Origin of the sequence: Chitinophaga nivalis (assembly GCF_025989125.1) — a bacterium.
Classification (GTDB): domain Bacteria; phylum Bacteroidota; class Bacteroidia; order Chitinophagales; family Chitinophagaceae; genus Chitinophaga; species Chitinophaga nivalis.
Genome location: NZ_JAPDNR010000001.1, coordinates 6,724,356 through 6,747,956, shown reverse-complemented (window position 1 = coordinate 6,747,956; position 23,601 = coordinate 6,724,356). Strand labels below are relative to the sequence as shown.

The 23,601-nt window shown below is 50.0% G+C and carries 1 protein-coding gene (cut by a window edge); it reads left to right on the top strand.

Annotation, left to right across the window (positions count from 1 at the left end; all coding sequences use genetic code 11):
* On the top strand, positions 1 to 23,601 hold the 3' portion of the coding sequence (locus OL444_RS24745; RefSeq protein ID WP_264729151.1) for a non-ribosomal peptide synthase/polyketide synthase. It extends 66,249 nt beyond the left edge of the window; only the last 23,601 of its 89,850 coding nucleotides appear in the window; the start codon falls outside the window, past its left edge; its stop codon occupies positions 23,599 to 23,601.

Below are 23,601 nucleotides of genomic sequence, written 5' to 3'. Positions count from 1 at the left end.
AAAACGGATCAGGGGTACGTACAGTATTACGGAGCGGTACCGGCAACGGTTACGATACCGGTAATGGATATACGTCTTGTGCCGGATCTGGGAGCTGCATTAACCAGCTGGCAACAAGACTTTGATATCTTCGGCGATAAACTGCTGCAAATCGGCTACCTGACAGGTTACACGGATAATAGTGCGCGTATCTTCATCGCGGCCCATCACCTGTTGATAGATACCGTCAGCTGGCGTATTCTGTGTGCAGACCTGGAACAGTACTACCAGCGCCTGTCTGATGGCAGCGAGGCCGTTACAACAGAAAAAGGCACCAGCTATCGCCAATGGACACACGAAGTATTAAGTATCCATACACCGGAAGAAAAGGCGTATTGGTCGCAGGTGATTGCCGGTGTGCCGGATAGCAACGCGATCCTGCATACCCGCCTGGCTAACGAAACCGGCTATACGGCTTTTGAGCTCGATGGCGCTGCTACAGACGGGCTATTGCGTGCCTGTAACCAGGTTTACAATACAGAAGTACAGGATATCCTGCTGGCTGCATTGGGGCAGGCGTTGCCGGTCCTGACAGGAAGCAGCAGTCATTATGTGCTGCTGGAAAGCCATGGTCGCGAAGACTTATCTGCACAAGTGGATGTAACCCGCACGGTCGGCTGGTTTACGACCATGTATCCAGTGAAGTTGGTGAATGAGACAGCCGGTACGACTACTTTAACCGGCGTAAAAGAAATGTTGCGTGCGGTGCCGCAACATGGCATCGGGTATGGCGCCTTGATCGGTTATACAGCTGTTGCTTTACCGGTGATCAGTTTTAACTATCTCGGTCAGTTTGAACAACAGCAGACAGCTACCCCGACAGGTTGGTTTATTACAGGTGAGCACAGTGGTACAACCGTAGGCGCCGCCAATCAGCATACTGCCTTGTTAAGTATAAATGGCGTCGTACTTTCCGGCCGTCTGCAGTTTAGTATATCCGGTAAATTGTCATCCGCTGACCTCACTGCTTTGGCATTGGAATATAAAGCCGCCTTAATCCGTCTTATCACGGCATTGCACACGGCAGGGCGGAGTTATCTCACGGTTAGTGATGTGGATCATATCATCTCTCCAAAATATTTAAACGGACTACAACAGGACCGGGAAATAACGGGGGTTTATTTAGCGAATAGCCTGCAGGCAGGATTTATTTACCACGCTTTAAATCAGGGAACGGTAGATGATGCCTACCGGTTACAGCTGAAATGGGAATACCATAATACGCTGCAGGTGATACACCTGGAACAGGCATGGCAATATGCACAGGCAAAATACAGTGTGTTGCGGCTTCGGTTCGCCTGGGAAGAAGAACTGGTACAGATCATAGATAAATCAGGTACGCCGGATTGGCGCTACCACGATATCAGCCAGCTGGATAATGTCGCGCAGGAACATTTTATCCGGACACTGGCAGCTGCCGATAAACAGGAAGTATTTGATTTATCTGCTGGCCAACTGTTTCATATCTATCTGGTGAAACGGGCTGAAAATAACTATTACTGTTTGTTCAGCCATCATCATGCTATCCTCGATGGCTGGAGTTTGCCGCTGTTATTGGGTGATATACATGATATATACCTGCGCTTATGCAAAGGATTACCGGTACAGGTATTGCCGGAAAGCAGCTATCCCGCCGCACAGCAATATCAGCAACAGCATCGGAATGATGATCTGGCTTACTGGCAGGCTTATGTACAGCAACTGGATACGCGGGAAGAACTGAGTAGTTTGCTGTACCGGGAGCAACGACATATTCAACTGTCTGATTACCGGCATATCCGGCAACCGCAGGAACAATCCCTGTTGATCGCGGCAGATCGTTGTCAGCAGCTGAAAACGTTCGCTGCTACGCACCAGGTTACCATAAATGCCATCTTACATTATCTCTGGCATAAACAATTGAGTGTGTATGGTAACAGTCGTATCACCGTATCAGGTATGACTTTATCCGGTCGTACGCTGCCGGTGGATGGTATTGAGCAGTCGGTAGGGTTATATATCAACACCCTGCCCGTGATCGTAACACATACCACCGGACCGGTAATAACCGCTATTCGGACGTTGCAGGAGCATATCAATGACATCAATATCAGAAGTCATATCCATCTCGCCAGATTACAGGAAAGAGGAGAACGTTTATTTAACAGTCTCTTTGTGTATGAGAATTACCCGGTAACAGCCGGCGCGCTGGATAGCCAGGAGCTGGCGATTGTTTTCAGCCCGGGTGAAGAAAAACTGGATTATCCGTTGGCGGTTATCGCTTTTGAGCGCGCCGGTCAAATTATATTCCGGTTGAAATATGCCGGCGAACTGTTCCCGGAAACCATGATCCGGCAAGTGTTACAAAGCATCTCTGTGATGTTGGATCAGTTACTGGCAGATGTAGATATCACTTCCGACAAGTGGTTATACCTGGATGAGGAGCAACAGGAGGCGTTGATGCACGGCAGTAGTACGCCGGCTGCGGCTTATCCGGCAGACCAGCTGATTCACCGGTTATTTGAAGCACAGGTGCTACAGCTACCTTTACAGACGGCTATTGTCTGCGGCGAAAGAGAACTGACGTATTTTGAGTTAAACAAAAAAGCCAATCAGCTGGCGGCGTATTTACAAGCCAGGTATGCCATTCAACCCGATGATCTCATTGCGGTGTGTATGGACAGATCCGCGTATATGCTGATGGCGATTCTGGCCGTGCTGAAAGCAGGCGGCGCCTATGTGCCTGTCGATCCTGCCTATCCGGAAGAACGGATTGTATATATCCTGGCCGATATCCGGACCAGTGTTATACTCACGGATGCCCAAAACCAGGTTGCTTTGCAACAACTAACGGAGACGGATATATTAAATGTGGATGACGAGGCGGTGTATAACCAGTTTTCCAGAGATAATTTACAGACAACAGATAGCCCGCAACAGCTGGCCTATGTGATTTATACCAGTGGTACTACAGGCCGGCCCAAAGGAGTGATGATTGAACATGCGGGGGTAGTGAATTACCTGTATAACCTGCATGAAACACTGCCGGCAAAGATACATCATGTAGATTTCTCGTCTAACCTGTCATTCGACCTATCTGTTTCCACCACGTTGTATCCGTTATGTTTTGGCAAGACGATTTTTGTTTTTGAACAACCGGTTACGGCGATTACAGCTTATGAACATCACCTGGAGTGGAATCATATTGAACTGATAAAAGCAACGCCTGCTTATCTGGCCCTGCTATATAATGAAACCGCTGCAGCGGTGCAGGTGAAAGTAGTGATAGCGGGTGGCGAGAAATTATTGCCACAGCACGTATCGCACATCCTGCAGTTTGCAGATAACATCATCGATGAATATGGCCCTACAGAAACAACGGTAGGCGCCATGAGCTTTTTGATAGATACTACTGTCACCGGTTTCTCTATTGGAAGGGCCTATAAAAATTATCGGTTGTACGTGCTGGATCATGAAGGGATTCCTTTACCAGCTGGTGCTATCGGGGAATTATATATTGGTGGTGTGGGTGTTTCCCGTGGCTACCTGCATCAACCGGCACTTACAGCAGAACGATTTATTGAAAATCCATTTCAGACGACTGCGGAGAAAGCCTCCGGTGCGTATGCCCATCTTTATAAAACGGGAGATCTGGTGCGGTATTTACCGGATGGTAACCTGGAATACATGGGACGTAATGATTTTCAGGTAAAGATCCGGGGCTATCGTATTGAGCCGGGTGAAATAGAAGCCCGTTTAACGGCTTATCCGGGTGTACAACAGGCGGTAGTACTGGCGAAAACGCCAGCCACCGGCGAAGGCAAATACCTGGTGGGTTATTATACAACCGCTATTCCGGTTAACCAGGATGAGCTGCAGGCATATCTGAAAGAACAGTTGCCGGAGTATATGATACCGGCAGTATTGGTATACCTGGATGCACTGCCATTGACCAGCAACGGTAAAATAGACCGGAACCGGTTGCCGGATCCACTGTCTGTGAGTACCAAAAAATACCACGGGCCTCGCAATGAAACGGAAGTGCAGCTGTGTGGGATGTATGCAGAGGTATTGGGATTACCGGTTGCTTCGGTGGGGGTACAGGACGACTTTTTCCAGTTGGGAGGCGACAGTATTGTCAGCATCCAGCTGGTAAACCGGTTGCGGCAACGTACGGGTATTCACGTGAGTATAAACGATATTTTCAAATACAGAACGATTGCAGCGTTGTATGACCAGGTGATTGCCGTATCTGAAAAGGCAACTGACCGGATAAAAACAGAACAGGGGCTGCTGAATGGACTGGTACCTTTATTACCGATACAGGAATGGTTCTTCCATCATCTGGATGCTGGCCGGCTGCCTGCCCACTACCATTGGAACCAGGCATTCCTGGTACGCGTACCCGTACTGGATAAAACCATCCTGGAGCAAAGTGTAACCCTATTGCTGGAATACCATGATGGGCTGCGCCTGCGCTTTACCCGTAAAGCCGGCGGCTATATGCAGCATTATAGTGATGTCTTGCCGGTAGATATACTCCGGTATGAGCATATAGAAGCCGATACAACGCCGGATACTTTACCGCAGCGCCTAACCGGCTGGCAGGCTGATTTTGATATATGGGGCGACAGATTATTGCAGTTTGGCTACCTGGAAGGTTATGCCGATGGCAGTGCACGGATCTTTATGGCTTTCCATCACCTGATCATAGATGCTGTCAGCTGGCGGATAGTGGTAGAAGATCTGGAGACCATCTATCAATACCTGACTACCCATGGGGCTCCACCGCAGGCCTGGCAGATATTGGGAGAAAAAGGAAGTAGCTATCGCCAATGGATAAACGAAGTAAAAGGATATGCATTATCGGCTACGCCGGAAGAAAAAATATACTGGACGCAGGTGACGACAGGCGTGCCGGAAAATAATGCTGTGCTGGCAGCTATGGCCATTACAGCAACGCACTTTGCGAACCTGTCGCTCACGCAGGAGCAAACGGTTTTATTGTTGCGCGACAGCCATCAGATCTACCATACACAGATCAATGATATTTTACTCAGCGCCCTGGCGATGGCGCTGCATATGCTTACCGGCCGCAGCACCCATCATATTTTACTGGATAGTCATGGTCGTGTGGCGTTATCTCCCACATTGGATATTGCTCACACGGTGGGATGGTTTACAGCGATGTATCCTATTGCTATTACGGCGGTGCCAGGTGAGATAGGCGATACCATTACCCATGTGAAAGAAATGTTGCGCGCCATACCGCAACAGGGAATTGGTTATGGCGCCCTGTTGGGTTATATGCCAGCTGATTTGCCGCGTATCGCCTTTAACTATCTGGGCCAGTTCGATCAGCAGGATACAGCGGGCCAGGCGGCATGGGTGATTACAGGGGAAAACGCCGGATTGTCTGTCGCTACTGCCAATCAGGATCACACCCTGCTCAATATCAATGGTGTGATCATGCAGGGACAATTACAGTTCAGTGTATCCGGTAATTTACCGGCGGCGTGGCTGACGGCATTGGCAACTGCCTGGCACGATGCCTTGACGGATATGATCGGCTACCTGCAGGGGGTGCCACGCAGTTACCTGACCGCCAGTGATACGGGTCATATCATCTCCCGGCATTACCTGGATCTGCTGCAGCGGGAGCGGGAAGTGGCAGCGGTATACCTCGCGAATAGTCTGCAGGAAGGGTTTATCTATCACGCGCTGATACAAGGAGCAGTAGATGATGCCTACCGGGTACAACTGAGATGGACGTATCATCAACCGATACAGGCAGATAAGCTGCAACAGGCCTGGCAATATGCACAGGAGCGATATAGTGTATTACGGCTGCGTTTTGCATGGGAGGAAACATTGGTACAAATTATAGATAAACAAGGCATCTCCGGTTGGCGGTACATCGATATCTCTGCTCAAACAATAACAGCACAGGAAACCTATATACAGGCATTACTGGATAGCGATCGTTCCGAAGGATTTGATCTGGCCGCTGGACATTTGTTCCGGGTATACCTGATCAAATGCGGCGAGGCGCATTATCATTGTTTGTTCAGTCACCACCACGCCATCATGGATGGCTGGAGTATGCCGTTGTTGTGGGTATACATACATGAGGTATACCTGCAGTTATCTAAAGGTATCGCGGTGTCTGTAGTGCCGGATAACAGTTATGAAGAGGCGCAGCAATACCTGCAGGAACACAGGGCAGATAACCAGGATTACTGGCAGCAGTATCTCCATAGCCTGACTGATACCGAAGACCTGAGTAGTTTGCTCAAAGCAACGGCCCGCACTGTGCAACTGGCGGCATACCGTCATATTCTGCAGCCGGAAGAATGTGCCATCACATTGGAAGGGGAACGTTATCAACGCCTGAAAGCCTGGTGTGCGGCAGCTGGCGTCACCATGAATGCCTGTCTGCAATATTGCTGGCACCGGCAGCTACGTGTATATGGTCACAGCGATACCACAGTGGTAGGTATGACCTTGTCGGGGCGAACGTTGCCGATAGATGGCATTGAACAGTCTGTAGGGCTGTATATCAATACGCTGCCGGTGATCCTGGAACATACTACCGGTAGTGTACTGTCGGCTATACAAACCTTGCAGTCGCACATCAATGAAGTGAATGCACGGAGCAACATCCGGTTGAGTACTTTGCAGCGGGGAGGGGAACGGTTGTTCAGCAGTCTTTTTGTATATGAAAACTACCCGGTGCCGGAAGATGCTGCCGGAGCAGGCGCCTTATCAGTTACGTTCGGGGAAGGCATCGAAAAGCCGGATTATCCGCTGGTGGTTATTGCTTACGAACAAGGAACCAGTATGCGGTTCCGCCTCAAATATGCCGGTGAGTTGTTCAGCGATACACTGATGCAACAGTTGCTCGATGGTATTGTCACTATGCTGGACCAGTTCCTGGATCATCCGGACATCACGACAGCTGCCTTACAATATCTGCATCCGCAGCAATACCAACAAGTCGTGTATGATTGGAATACCGCAGCTGTCAGCTATCCGCATGATAAAACCATTCATGAGCTGTTTGAAGCGCAGGTAAAACAGACGCCGGATCATACCGCACTGGTATTCGAAACGGTATCGTTCACCTATCGGACATTGAATGAACGGGCTAACCAATTGGCTGCCTGGCTGAGGACGGAAACGAAGATCCGGCCCGATGACCTGGTAGGCCTTTGTATGGATCGTTCTGCAGACATTGTAATAGCCATGCTGGCAATCCTGAAAGCCGGCGGCGCCTATGTACCTGTTGATCCGACTGCGCCGGCAGACCGCATTGCCTATATTTTATCTGATATACAGGCGAAGGTTATATTGACACAAGACGTATATGCGCATACGTTAGCCGGTCTTACAGCGCCAAAAGAAACGCTTATTATTTGCCCGGATCGGCTGGAGCTGCAACAATTACCTTCGGATAACCTGCCATCGGCAGCCACTGCCCGTCACCTGGCCTATGTGATGTATACCAGCGGTACCACCGGTTATCCGAAAGGGGTGATGATTGAACATCATAGTGTGAACCGGTTGATCTGTAATGCTACCTTTGTTTCCATCTCAGATACAGATAACGTATTGGGCTTATCCGGTTTCTCTTTCGATGGCTCAGTATTGGATGTGTATGGCGCTTTGTTAAACGGAGCCTCCCTGATCGTCGCATCAAGGGCTGCTTTCCTGGAAGCAGGTGGTTTAAGCCAATTGATTACAGCCCATCATATTTCTGTCTTCTTTATTACAACCTCTTTGTTTAATAGCCTGGCAGATGAACAACTGGCCCATTGGGACAGTCTGCGTTATGTAATGACCGGCGGAGAACAAATTTCGTTGCCGCACGTGCAAAAATTCCAGGCGGCGAATCCTGCGGTGAAGATTATTAACGGTTACGGACCTACGGAGTGTACGACTTTCGCTACCACTTGCCTATACGAACATGCGATACATGCCTCCGGGTATACGATCCCGATCGGGCGGCCGATTACCGCTACTACCGTGTATGTGTTAGACAGCGCAGGTATGCCGGTACCACCGGGAGCCGTTGGTGAATTACATATCGGTGGCGCCGGTGTGGCAAGAGGTTACCTGCACCAGCCGAATCTTACGCGGGAGCGTTTTATTCCTGATACGTTTGGGGCGTCAACATCATCACAAAATGACCGTTTATACAAAACAGGTGACCTGGCGAGATTCCTGCCGGATGGTAACCTGGAATTTATAGGCCGCAACGACTTCCAGGTGAAGATACGTGGCTACCGTGTGGAACCGGGCGAAACAGAAAGCCGGCTGGCAGCTCACCCAGACATCAAACAAGCCGTTGTAGTGGTCGGCACTACCCCTGATCAGGCACATAAATACCTGGTGGGTTACTATGTGGCAGACAACCCGTTGTCATCACAGGAATTACAGGCATATCTGGGCGAATACCTGCCGGAGTATATGATACCGGTGGCCTTGATATACCTGGCAACATTACCGCTGACAGCCAATGGGAAATTGGACCGGCGTGCATTGCCTGATCCTTTACTGACCGGACAGCAATTTTATCAGGCTCCGGAAAATGAAACGGAAACGCAGCTTTGCCATCTCTTTGGTGAGTTGCTGGGATTGCCGGAAACTACTATCAGCCGTGAGGATGACTTCTTCGGATTAGGCGGTAACAGCATCCTGGCGATCCGCTTGAGTGGCCGCCTGCAGCAGCTGCATACCGGAAAAATCAGCATACAACATATATATGCCAGCAGAACGATCCGCAAACTGGCAGACCTGCTACGTGCCGGCATATCGGATACCGTGAAAATAGACGTGGCGTCTCTGGAACGGCCGGCTTTACAGCCGTTGTCTTTTGCCCAGGAACGGTTATGGTTTATCGAAACATTTGAAGGAGGCAGCGATGTATATAATATTCCGCTAATACTCCGGTTGCGGCCGGAAGTGGATAGCCACAGCCTGTTGCAGGCATTACAGGCGATTGTACAACGCCATGAAGTACTGAGAAGCCTGATAAAAACCGATGCCAATGGCAACGGTTATCAGCTGGTGAGAGATAGCAGCGTATATCCATTAGAGATAGTAACGGTGATGGCCGATACACAGGAGCTACTGGAAACATCCATATCCGATGCTGCACATCACATTTTTAAGCTGGATGAAGAATCTCCCATACAGGTACAACTGTATACGTTGCAACCTGCAAACGGAGCAACCGCGCGTTATATCAGCATCGTGATACATCATATCGCTTTCGATGGCTGGTCTACCGGCATATTGTTTAAAGAACTGTTGCATTACTATGCTTATTATGCAGCAGGGGCTATTGATGGGGAGATGACCAGCCTGGCACCATTGCCTGCATTGACTTTACAATACAAGGATTTTGCTTTATGGCAACGGTCTTACCTCTCCGGAGCGGTGTTGGCGCAACAGCTGGCTTATTGGAAAAATAAGCTGGCTGGATATGAGTCACTGTATTTACCTACAGACTATCCACGCCCTGCCAGGATCAATTATGCCGGCGCTGATAGCGCATTTGTATTGGAGGAGACTGTGAGTGAAGACCTGCGGACAGTGGCCCGCCAACTGGAGGTAACGATGTACAGCCTGTTGCTGAGTGGTTATTTCCTCTTGCTGCGTAGCTATAGTAACCAGGAGGATATTGTGATCGGTAGTCCGGTAGCCAACCGGCACCATGCCGAGCTGACAGAGATGATTGGTTTCTTTGTGAATACGCTGGTGTTGCGGGAACAACCGGATCCAGCACAGCTGTTGGCCGAATTTATACAGCAGGTAGGAGCATCCGTGACACAGGCGCAGTTGCATCAGGAGCTGCCATTTGAAAAACTGGTGGAAGCCTTACAGCTATCCCCAGATACGGCACGGCATCCTGTTTTCCAGGTCATGTTTACCGTACAGCAATTTGCAGAAGGGGCGACGCCGTTGCAACAGTTATTTGAAGCGTATCCATCAGCCGGCAGCAAGATCGCCAAGTTCGACCTCAGTGTCATGATGGATGATGGTGAGGCTGCCATCAGCGGTGTGTTTAATTATGCGGTGAGCTTATTTACGCCTGCCACGATCGAGGCATTTATAGGTACTTATATCACCATTCTTAAGCAGCTGGCAACGCTGAAAGATATCCATCAGCGTCAGCTTAGGATCCGGGATCTGCAGTACCTGGATACGGTGCAATATGATAACTGGATACATCACCATAACGCCACTACGAAAAACTACCCGGCAGACAAAACGTTGCATGCGCTATTTGAAGCGCAGGTGCTGCGTACACCAGACCAGGTGGCGGTAGTATATGACACCATCTCACTCACTTATCAGCAGCTGAATGAACAGGCCAACCAACTGGCTGCCTACTTGCAGACACAGTATGCTGTTGCGCCGGAAGACCTGATTGTGCTTTGCCTGAACCGGTCTGCCTGGTTGCCGGTAGCGATACTGGCGGTGTTAAAATCCGGCGCGGCTTATGTACCGGTAGATCCTTTTTATCCGGAAGAAAGAAAAGCATTTATTATCACCGATACCTGTGCGAAGGTGGTGATTACTGAAACCACCTATGTAGACAATATAGTTGCATTATCTGCGGTTGCCGTAATTCCTATTGATGAAACGGATCGTTATCAACACTATCCGACAACCAATGGGGAGATCACCCATGATGCCGGTCAGCTGGCTTATGTGATCTATACCAGCGGTACCACCGGCCAACCTAAAGGCGTAATGGTGGAACACCGTGGTGTGGTGAACCTCATCACGGACCTGACTACCAGGTACGGCTTCGGACAGGATGAAGTGGTGTTGCAGCTGGCCAGTTATGTATTTGACGCAGCCGTAGAACAGTTATGGCTGGCATTGTTGAACGGCTATAAATTATTGCTGGTGCCGCACCGGATATGGGAAGATACCGATCATTTCCTGGCGTTGTTATCCGAACATGCGGTCACGTATATCCATAGTACACCGTCATTACTGGAACAACTATCCTTTGCATCGCTGCCTTCGCTCCGGCGACTGAACGCCGGCGGCGAATACCTGAGTGCGGCCCTGCACCAGCGTTTGCAAGCAGAAGTGCCGTTGCTGATCAACTCCTATGGCCCTACGGAAACAACGATTACAGTGGTGGTGAATGCCGGCGACGGGCATCATCATATCGGGCGGCCAGTGAATAATATCACGACGTATGTGCTGGACCGTTATTTAACCCCATTACCGCCGGGTGCAGTGGGTGAATTATATATCGGCGGGGTAGGTGTCACCAGAGGCTACCTGAACCAGCCTGCTTTAACGGCAGAAAGATTCCTGGTGAACCCCTTCCAAACGGAAGTGGAGCAAGCAGCAGGCGTAAATAGTCGTTTGTATAAAACCGGTGACCTGGTAAGGTATCTGCCGGATGGTAACCTGGTCTACATGGGTAGAAACGACTTCCAGGTGAAGATCCGTGGTTACCGGATAGAGCTGGGTGAAATAGAAAATTGTTTGGCTGCCTATGCGGGTGTGCAACAAGCGGTGGTAGTCGTGAAAACGGCTGCCGGTGAACATCCGTATCTGGCAGGTTATTATGTGGCAGATACGGTATTGAACCAGGAAGATATTCGCGCGTATATCAGCGCATCTTTGCCGGAATATATGGTGCCGGCGATATTGGTACCACTGGATACATTCCCGCTGACGATCAACGGTAAGCTGGACCGGGCGGCCTTGCCAGATCCGTTGTTTACAACAGGTGCTACGCGGGAGGCACCTGCCGATGAAACCAGCAGACAACTGAGTGTGATATACGGTCAGGTGTTAGGGCTGCCAGCCACAGAAATTGGTGTAGATGATGATTTCTTCCGGTTGGGTGGTAACAGTATACTGGCCATCCGGCTGATCAGTCAGGTGAACCAGGTATGCGGCAGTAGGTTGAGTGTACGGCATGTCTTTACCAGCAAGACCATCCGGCAGCTGGCCACCTTGCTGCGTACGGGTGTGGAAGACGAAGTACGTATCACCACCACTGTTGTCAATCGGCCGGAAGAGCAGGTGTTGTCTTTTGCGCAGGAACGTTTGTGGTTTATCATGGCCTATGAAGGAGGGAATGCTGCCTACAATATTCCGGTAGTACTGAAATTGCGTGCGGTGGCGGATACCGACCGTTTGCTGCGGGCACTGCGTGCCATTGTACACCGGCATGAAGTACTGCGAAGCCTGATTAAAACAGACGAACAGGGTAGGGGATATCAGGAGGTGATAGATGATAACGTACAACCGTTACCGATAGCGGAGCACATCGTATACACACAGACGACATTGGATGAGCAGGTAGCAGCGGCGATAAATCACGTGTTTGACCTGGAAAACACCTATCCGGTACAGGTACAGTTATACACCCTGCACACTACTGCAGGAGATACAGAACGTTATATCAGTATTGTATTTCATCATATTGCTTTTGATGGCTGGTCTACCGGTATCCTGATTAAAGAATTGTTCCGGTATTATACGGCCGGGGCAGATGATAACTTACCAACGCCTTTACCATTACAATACAAGGACTTCGCTTTGTGGCAACGGAACTATCTGACCGGCGCCGTATTGGAAAGACAACTGACTTACTGGAAAGATACATTAGCCGGCTATACGCCGTTGTATTTACCATTGGATCATCCGCGGCCGGCGCAGATCAGTTACGCCGGTGCTGATAGATTATTTACGTTGGATAAAGCCGTGAGCGAAGACCTGCGCACAGTGGCCAGGGAACTGCAGGTAAGTATGTTCAGCCTGTTGCTGAGTGGTTATTACCTGTTACTGCGCAGCTACAGCCACCAGGATGATATCGTGGTGGGTAGCCCGGTTGCCAACCGGCATCACCGGGAAACGGCCGACCTGATCGGTTTCTTCGTGAACACATTGGTATTGCGCGAACAGGTAGATGGTAACCAGCGGCTGGTAGACTTTATCCAGGCTATAGGCGCAGCAGTGGTAGCTGCACAGCTGCACCAGGATTTACCATTTGAGAAACTGGTAGATGCGTTACAACCGGAACCAGATACTTCGCGTCATCCGTTGTTCCAGGTTGTATTTACCATGCAGCAGACAGCAACAGGTAGTTCCGGACTACAGGAATGGTTTGAACCTTATCAGGCAGCTGCCAATAGCGTTGCCAAATTTGATCTGACCACAGGCATGGATGATAATGGGGACGTAATCAGTGGCGTATTCAATTATGCTACCGCTTTATTTGAACCGGCTACTATTGATGCCTATATACATACTTACCAGCTGATACTGACACAGCTGGCCGGCTTGAAAGATAATGACCGGCAACAGCAGCGTATCAGCGATTTGTATTACCTGGATACGATCGCCTATACGGAAGTAATCACTCACTGGAACGACACCACGAAACTCTATAATACGACTACAACCATACATGCATTATTTGCCACACAGGCATTACGCTTGCCGGATGTAACAGCCATCATCTGTGAAGGACAGCAGTTAACTTACGGGGAACTGCATACACAATCTGATCGGCTGGCTGCTTATCTGCAGCAACAGTACGCCATTGTGCCGGATGACCTGATTGTATTATGTCTCGATCGCTCTGTGTATATGCTGGTAGCGATGTTGGGTGTATGGAAAGCAGGCGGCGCTTATGTGCCGGTATCACCGGCTTATCCGGAAGAACGTAAGGCGTTTATTATACAGGATACAGCTACGAAAGTGGTATTGACAGATGCGGCGAATGTGGCGGCGTTGCAGGCATTGGCGCCGGCAGTTGTGCAGGTAGATGACCGGACATGGTATAAAGATTTTGCAGCGCCACCGGTGATCGTGGAAGCGCACCACCTGGCCTATGTGATTTACACCAGTGGAACCACGGGCAATCCCAAAGGGGTAATGGTACCACATCAAGGCGTTATCAACCTGATTACAGCCCTGATACCATTGCATCAGCTGGATCAGCACCAGCACATTGGCTGTTATTCCAATTATGTGTTTGATGCTTTTGTATACGAAGCATTCCCTGCATTGTGTAATGGTAATACGCTGTATTTGTATAGTGAAGATATCCGTACTGCTTTGCCGGAATTGGTGGCGTATATAGCGGCGCACGATATTGCGGTATCGTTTATACCACCGGCATTATTGCCTGCATTCCTCAGCTATGATCCGGCCTTGCAGCTGATCTATACCGGCGGGGAACGATTGCCCGAACTGCCGGACTATCATTTCAAAGGCACTTTATTGAATGAATACGGCCCTACAGAAGCAACGGTGTGTGCCACTGTTCATCCGTATCAGCCGGGTGATAGTAGTGCTGTTATCGGCCGCCCGATTGCGAATACTACGTTGTATGTATTGGATGCACATTTAGTGCCGGTACCGGTAGGCGGCGTTGGGGAATTATATATCGGCGGAGCTGGTGTAACGCGTGGATATTTACATTTACCTGCTTTAACAGCGGAACGTTTTATCCGTGATCCTTTTAACGCGGAAGAGCGTCTTTTGTACCGTACAGGAGACCTGGTGAGGTACTTACCAGATGGCAACCTGGAATATATAGGGCGTAATGATTTCCAATTAAAGATAAGAGGCTACCGGATAGAAGCGGGTGAAATAGAAAGCCGGTTAACGGCTTATCCAGGTATTACGCAAGCAGTAGTAACAGTTCATGACAGTAAATACCTGATTGGGTATTATGTGTCTGCCTTACCAATTGTGGAGCAGGATTTATTGGCCTACCTGGGAGCCTACCTGCCGGATTACATGATACCAGCCGTGTTGCAGTATTTGTCAGCGCTGCCGCTTACGGCCAGTGGCAAGGTAGACCGGTCGGCATTGCCCATACCTTTATTTACAGATGATACGCCATATCAGGCGCCTGCCCATGAAATAGAAATCCAGCTATGTACGATCTATGCAGAAGTACTGGGCTTGCCGGTTACAGCAGTAGGTGTACAGGATGATTTCTTCCGGCTGGGCGGCGATAGTATTGTCAGTATTCAACTGGTGAGCCGCATCCGGCAACGTACCGGCTTGCAGGTGAGTGTGAAGGATATTTTCAAACACCGCACCATTGCTGCCTTGTATCAGCAGGTGATTGCAAAAGCAGGTGCGAATACCCTATTGCTGCAAACAGAGCAAGGTCTGCTTACCGGAGAAGTACCGTTATTACCGGTGCAGTCCTGGTTCTTCCACCAGATAGATGCGGGATTACTGCCCGCGTACCATCATTGGAACCAATCCTTCCTGATCCGGGTGCCGGTATTGGATATCGCGTTGCTGAAAGCGGCGGTATTACAACTACTGCATTATCACGATGGCCTGAGGTTGCGTTACAAGCAAACCACTACCGGTTATGTACAGTATTACGGAGAGATGCCTGCAGATATACATATACCGGTGCTGGATATACGCACCACACCAGACCTGTCTGCGGTATTAACCAAATGGCAGTCGGATTTTGATCTCTTCGGAGATACATTGTTACGGATCGGTTATCTGGAAGGCTATGCGGATGGCAGTGCACGTATTTACCTCGCGGCGCATCACCTGCTGATCGATACTGTGAGCTGGCGTATTATCAGTACAGACCTGGAACAATTCTACGAACAACAAGCGACACAAAAGATATTGCCTGTCACGAAAGGTACCAGCTACCGGCAATGGGCACACGAAGTATTGCAACTCCAGGCGCCGGAAGAAACGGCTTACTGGACGGCGGTAACCGCTGGTGTGGCAGCTAGTAATGCTGTGCTGCAGGCACGCGCCATCAACCATAAATATCAGGCGGCCTTTGAACTGGATATACACCATACTGGTTTATTGTTGCGTTCCTGTCACCAGGCATACAATACGGAGATCAATGATATGTTACTGACGGCATTGGCATTAGCCTTGTCTGCGCTGACAGGTCGTAGCAGTCATCATATTTTGCTGGAAGGCCACGGACGGGAAGATTTATCCGCCGCTATCGATATCACCCGTACTACCGGTTGGTTCACCACCATGTATCCGGTAGCAGTAGATAGTACCGGAGACTGGCAGTCGGCTTTAGTCAGCATAAAAGAAATGCTGCGTGCCATACCTCATCGCGGTATTGGCTATGGGGCCTTAATCGGCTATGCAGCCGTGGCACTGCCAGGTATCAGCTTTAACTACCTGGGGCAGTTCGATCAGCAGGAAACAGCTGATAAGGAAGGTTGGACGATCACCGGCGAAAACAGCGGCGTATCTATAGCAGCCAGCAACCAGGATCATACCTTGCTTTCCATAACAGGTGTTGTCCTGGAAGGGCAATTACGCATGAGTTGTACCGGCTACTGGCCGCTGGCCGATCTGGCAGCACTGGCCACAGCTTATGAAGAAAGCTTACGCGGGTTAATTACTTCGCTGAGTACAGCTACCCGCAGTTATTTAACCGTAAGTGATATCGACTTTATCATCTCCCAAAAATATTTAAACCGCTTACAACAAGAGCAGGAAATCAGTGGCGTATACCTGGCCAACAGCCTGCAGGAAGGCTTTATCTACCATGCCTTAAATCAGGGAACAATAGATGATGCCTATCGCGTACAGATAAAATGGGAATACCGAAACACATTGGATGTGGCCAGCCTGAAAAAGGCCTGGCAACTGATACAGGAACAGTACAGCGCTTTGCGGTTGCGATTCCGCTGGGAAGAGGAGCTGGTACAGGTAGTAGATAAAACGGGTGATACCGACTGGCGTTACCGGGATATCAGCCAACTGCCGCCATCCGCACAGGATGCCTTTATCAACGAACTGGCAGCCACCGACCGGCAGGAAGTGTTTGACCTGGCTGCTGGTAATCTGTTCCGCGTGTACCTCTTGAAACGGGCGACGAATCATTATTACTGTTTGTTCAGTCACCATCATGCCATCCTGGATGGCTGGAGTATGCCGTTGTTATTAGGGAATATACACGCGGTTTACTTACGACTGCGCAAAGGAGAACAAGTGACAGTACAACGGGAACGCAGCTACGAAGCTGCGCAACAATATCTGCAACAACACCGTACGGAACACCAGGCATATTGGACGGCGTATGTAGCGCAGCTAACAACCAAGGAAGATCTCAGCAGCTGGCTGCCTGCAGGTCAGCGTCACCGGAAGCTGGCGGAGTACCGGCATATCCTGCAGCCGGCAGAACAGGTGTGGTCTGTCACCGGGGAGCGTTATCATCAACTGAAAAAATGGTGTGCGCAGTATGGTGTTACCATCAATGCGGTATTACAATACCTATGGCATAAGCAACTCAGCATTTATAGCAACAGTGATACCACCATTACCGGTATGACTTTATCGGGTCGTACCTTACCGATAGATGATATTGAACAGTCAGTAGGGCTGTACATCAATACACTGCCGGTGATTATGACCCATACGGAAAGTACGGTAGTAGCGGCAGTACAAACCTTGCAGGCGCATATCAATGACGTCAATATCCGGAGTAATATGAGTCTGGGTAACTTACAACAGGCCGGCGAGCGGTTGTTCAGCAGCCTGTTTGTCTATGAAAATTATCCGGTACCTGCCGGCACGGGAGACAGCAGCGAGTTGTCGGTGGTATTTGGCGGCGGTGTGGAAAAACTGGATTATCCTTTGGCAGTAGTAGCCTATGAAGCCGGAACAACAGTTACCCTCCGGTTGAAATATGCCGCAGAGTTGTTTGGTGAACCACTGATACAACAAGTATTGCAAGGTATGCAGGTATTGCTGGAACAGGTGTTGGATACACCGGAGCTGCCGGTGACGCAGTTGTCGTACCTGTCGCGCGACCAATATCAGGCACTGATCGAACACGGGAATGATACCGCCTGCGATTATCCGGCAACCACGATTCATCAGTTATTTGAAGCGCAGGTAACCCGCACGCCGGATCGTATTGCACTGGTGGATGCCACGCAGCATTTCACCTATCACACGCTGAATGAAAAAGCCAATCAGCTGGCTGCTTATCTGCAGCAAAAGCAACAAGTAAAACCGGGCGATCCGGTAGTGCTTTGCCTGGATCGTACGGCCGATATACTGATCAGTGTACTGGCCGTGCTGAAAGCCGGTGCGGCATTCGTACCCGCAGATCCGGCCTATCCGGCAGCAAGAATAAATTGGATGGTGGCAGATACCCAAACCCGTATCATCCTTACACATACTGCACATCTCCCGGCATTGACGGAGGTGGCTGATACATACGATGTGACACTGATTGCCGTAGATGATCTTTCCCTGGCGGCTTATCCGGTGGAGAATACGGAACATACAGGTAAGCCGGAAGATATGGCTTATATTATCTACACCAGTGGTACTACAGGTAAGCCTAAAGGGGTAATGATTGCACATGATGGTGTGGTGAATCTGATCACCACCCTTATACCGGTACATCAGTTGGCACTACACACGCATGTTGGCTGTTACTCGAATTATGTTTTTGATGCCTTTGTGTATGAAGTATTTCCGCCATTGTGCAACGGTAATACGTTATACCTGTATACGAATGAACAAAGAACCAATCCGGCGGAACTGGCGGCCTATATAGCTACGCAAGGTATTACGGTATCCTTTATACCACCGGCTATACTGACTACCTTCCTGCAATATGAAGCCGGATTGCAACTGATATTTACCGGAGGAGATCAGCTGCCGGATTTATCAGGCAGTAACTTTACCGGTACGGTTATCAACGAATATGGCCCAACGGAAACAACGGTATGCGCCACGTTGCATCATTATACCAGTGGTAGCAGTCGTGCCAATATTGGCCGGCCTATTGCCAATACCGTTGTGTATGTGTTGGATGAACATCTCATTCCGGTGCCACCGGGAGCGGCAGGAGAATTGTATATCGGCGGCGCGGGTGTAGCCATAGGCTATTTGCACCTGCCGGAATTAACAGCTGCCCGCTTCTTACCTGATCCTTTCCGGCAGGATGGTTCCCGCCTATATAAAACAGGCGACCTGGTGAGGTATCTGCCGGATGGCAACCTGGAATATATCGGGCGTAATGATGTACAGGTGAAGATCAATGGTTATCGTATTGAACCGGGTGAAACAGAAAGTTGTTTGTCTGCCTGCCCGGGTATTAGCCAGGCGGTGGTATTGGTGAAAGAACAACCTGAAAATGGGCATAAATACCTGGTTGGATACTATGTAGCAGATGCGCCTTTGGATCATGACCAGCTACTAAGAGATTTAAGCCGGGTATTACCGGATTATATGCTGCCGGCTGTGCTGGTGCCACTGGCCGCTATACCGTTGACGGCTAATGGAAAACCCGACCGGCAGGCGTTACCGGACCCGTTGTTTACCAATCAGGCCACTTATCAGGCCCCACGCAATGAAACCGAAATATTATTATGTCAGATTTATAGTGAGGTGTTAGGATTACCCTTATCGGATATCAGTACCACGGATGATTTCTTCCGGCTGGGCGGTAACAGTATCCTGGCGATCCGCCTGGTAAGCCGGTTGAACACCCTACCAGGTATTCACCTGCAGATCGCGCATATCTTTACTGCGAGGACCATCCGGCAGTTGGCAGACCAGCTGATCGCAGGTGTAGGCGAGGCCGTCGTGATCGCAGCGCCTGAGGTAACGCAGCCGGAACAGCAGCTGCTGTCTTTTGCACAGGAACGTTTGTGGTTTATCAGTGTATATGAAGGCAGCAGTGATGCCTATAACATTCCACTGGTGGCGGCGATATTGCCGGATACGGATATCTCTGCCCTGGTACTGGCATTGCGGGCCGTCGTACACCGGCACGAAGTGTTGCGAAGCCTCATCAAAACCACAGCTGCCGGCAGCGCTTATCAGGTGGTGATGGATGATACCCTGTTTCCTTTATTAGTAGAGATGATCACAGTTGATACACCGGAGAAGCTGGAAGCTATCCTTGCCACGGCTGTACATCATCGGTTTAACCTGGAAACAGAATATCCGATACGGGCAGGCATATACGTAGTAGATACCGGCACCGGCAAGCCTGCCGCCTATATCACTATGGTACTGCATCATATTGCCTATGATGGCTGGTCGGCAGAGATCCTGATGAAAGAGCTGTGGCAATATTACGCTTACTATCACCACGCGGCAGCAGTACAGGAAACCCCACCATTGCCTCCTTTACCACTCCAGTACCGTGATTTTGCCTTGTGGCAACGGCAGTACCTGACGGGAGTGGTACTCGACCGGCAGTTGGCCTACTGGAAAAAGAAAATGGCGGACTATGAGCCATTGATACTACCTACCGATAAGCCCAGGCCTTTCCATGTCAGCTATGCCGGCGCAGATGCGGTATTCCTGTTGAACAAAACCGTGAGTGCCGCATTACGGGAAGTAGCGGCGGACCTGAACGTAAGTATGTATAGTTTGTTGCTGAGTGGTTATTACCTGTTGCTGCGTTGTTTCAGCCACCAGGAAGATATTGTGATAGGTAGTCCCGTTGCTAACCGGCACCACAGTGAACTGACGGGGATCATTGGGTTCTTCGTGAATATGCTGGTGCTGAGAGAAGAAGTACAGGCCGCACAGCCACTGAAAGACTTTATTCAGCAAGTAGGCAGCTCCGTGATCACGGCACAGCTATACCAGGATCTGCCCTTTGAAAAACTGGTAGAAGCACTGGCGCCGGAACCGGATACTTCGCGGCATCCTGTTTTCCAGGTCACATTCAGTGTGCAGCACTTTGGTGATAACAGCAGCGATACACAACCCCTCTTTGCTTTCCATCCGGTGAAAGAACAAAACACGGTTGCGCGGTTTGATCTGTCGGTCACGCTGGACGACAGCGGCGAACAGATATACGGTACCTTCAACTATGCCACTGGCTTATTTGAAGCGGCTACCATCCAGGCATTGATGGATACCTATACCGTAATACTGGAACAGTTCGCAGCGTTGCAACAAGCAAATAATCATCCTTGTATCAAAGACCTGTATTACCTGGAACCGGCACAGTATAGCCGTATGGTTTATGACCGGAATGCTACAGCGGTAGCTTACCCCCGCGATAAAACCGTGCAGGCATTGTTCGAAGAACAGGCCGTACTGGCACCGGATCAGATAGCCGTTATCTATGAAACAACGCAGCTCACCTACCGGGAACTGAATGAAAAGGCGAATCAGCTGGCGGCATATCTGCAAAGCAGGTACCGCATACAACCGGATGAGTTGATTGTATTGTGTCTGGACAGATCCCTGCACCTGTTGGTGGCTATCCTGGGCGTATTGAAGTCCGGCGCAGCATATGTACCGGTTGATCCGGCGTATCCGCAGGATAGAATTGCGTATGTTTTAGCAGATACAGGTGCGAAAGTAGTGATCACCGATAACCAACATGAACCAATGATATGGGAAGCTGCCGGCCGGTTGGAGATAGGGGTATTTACCTTGGATGATCCGGCACAGGAAGAATTGCTGGCGCTGTATCCCGCAGGGAATCCGTCGACAGCGGTTACTGCCCGTCACCTGGCTTATGTGATGTATACCAGTGGTACTACCGGTCATCCTAAAGGCGTAATGGTAGCACACCACAGTATTAACCGCCTCGTGAAAAATGTAGACTATGTAAGATTTGAGCCAGCAGATAAAGTATTGGGGATGGCCAGCTATGCTTTCGACGGATCGGTCTTTGATATTTTCGGCGCCCTGTTGAATGGCGCTACCCTGATACTGGCCACCAAACATGTTTTCCTGGATATCACTGCCCTGAACCGGTTGATGGATACATATGGCATCACCATTTCCTTCATGACAACCTCGCTGTTCCATACGTTGGTGGAAGAACAGCTGCCGGCCCTGCGTGACTTCAGATATGTGGTGGCAGGAGGAGAACAGATTTCCTATCCGCATGTAAACCGTTTCCTGGAACAATATCCGGCGGTTAAACTGGTCAACGGATACGGACCTACGGAAAGTACCACTTTTGCCGTTACGTGTCTGTGTAACGATTACCGGCAGCCATTGTCGGGGATTATTCCGATCGGCTATCCGATTGCCAATACAACGGCGTATGTGCTGGACCGTTACCTGCAACCATTGCCGCAGGGCGCTATCGGAGAGCTGTACCTGGGTGGAGATGGGGTGGCCCGCGGTTACCTGCACCTGCCCGAACTGACCCGTGAACGGTTTATCCGGAATCCATTCCAGACCGCAGCGGAAGTGGCTGCGGAGGTAAATGACCGGTTGTATAAAACCGGCGATCTGGTGAAATACCTGCCGGATGGCGCTTTGGAATATATTGGTCGCAGCGACTTCCAGGTGAAGATCCGCGGTTACCGCATAGAACCTGCGGAAACAGAAAACTGTCTGTTGGCTTACCCTGGTGTGAAACATGCCGTGGTGGTGGTACAGGAAACCGGTGGAGATAATGGCCGTTATCTGCTGGCCTATTATGTGGCAGATATGCCGTTGGAGGAAACAGCTATACTGGAACATGCAGCGCGGTATTTACCGGAGTATATGTTGCCGGCTGCTTTGGTGTACCTGCCGCAATTACCGCTTACAGAAAACGGTAAACTGGATCGCCGCGCTTTACCAGGTATTACACTGGCAGGCAGTGTGTATGAGGCGCCGGCCAATAAAACAGAAACCCGGCTTTGCAGGGTATGCGCAGAAGTATTGGGTGTACCGGTGGCGCAGGTAGGCGTGCTGGATAATTTCTTTGCATTGGGAGGTGATAGTATTATGGCCGTGCGGCTGACAAAACGTATCAATACACACTTCCTGACAGACATCCGGATCGTGGATATATTTGTGGCAGCTAATATCCGGGAGCTGGCTGCACAGCTCCATACCGGCGACGGAAAAGAAAAAATCCTCATGAAACTGAATGATACGTTTGATCAGCCAAAACTGTTTATGGTACATCCGGGTAATAGCGGATGTGAAGTATATACCGGTCTGGCAGGCGCATTGGCCACGCATTACAGTTGTTACGGCGTAGACTCCTATAACCTGTATCATACGGACCAGATAACGGATATCCGGGCATTGGCAGCTTATTACCTGACAGCATTGGAAGCTATACAGCCGGCGGGCAGCTATCAGTTGCTGGGTTGGTCTATGGGCGGACAGGTAGCCTTGGAAATGGCGGCCATCCTGGAAGAAAAAGGGCATACCGGTATCACCGTGTATCTGCTGGATACAATTCTGCATGATGCTCACCTGTTGAATATGCAGGAGGGACTGACAACAGAGATGACCCAGCTGGCCGGTATAACGGATGCGGCTACACAGGCGGCATTCCACGAACGGGCGGTATTGGCCTTTACAGAACGGCAGTTGCTCGCGCAAACCCTGACGACTGCCTTAAAACATACGCAGATAGTATTGTGTAAAGCGATGCTGCGGGATGAAAGATTGAAAGGGGAGAAACTGGAACAATACAATGATTACATTATCGGCCTGCCATACAATAATGTAGATACGGTAGTGGCCACCCGGCAGCAGATCAGGGTAATAGCCATGCCACATCATACGCATGGCAATATGCTGGAGGATATAACCGACCTGCTGGGGGTATTGATACAACCATAA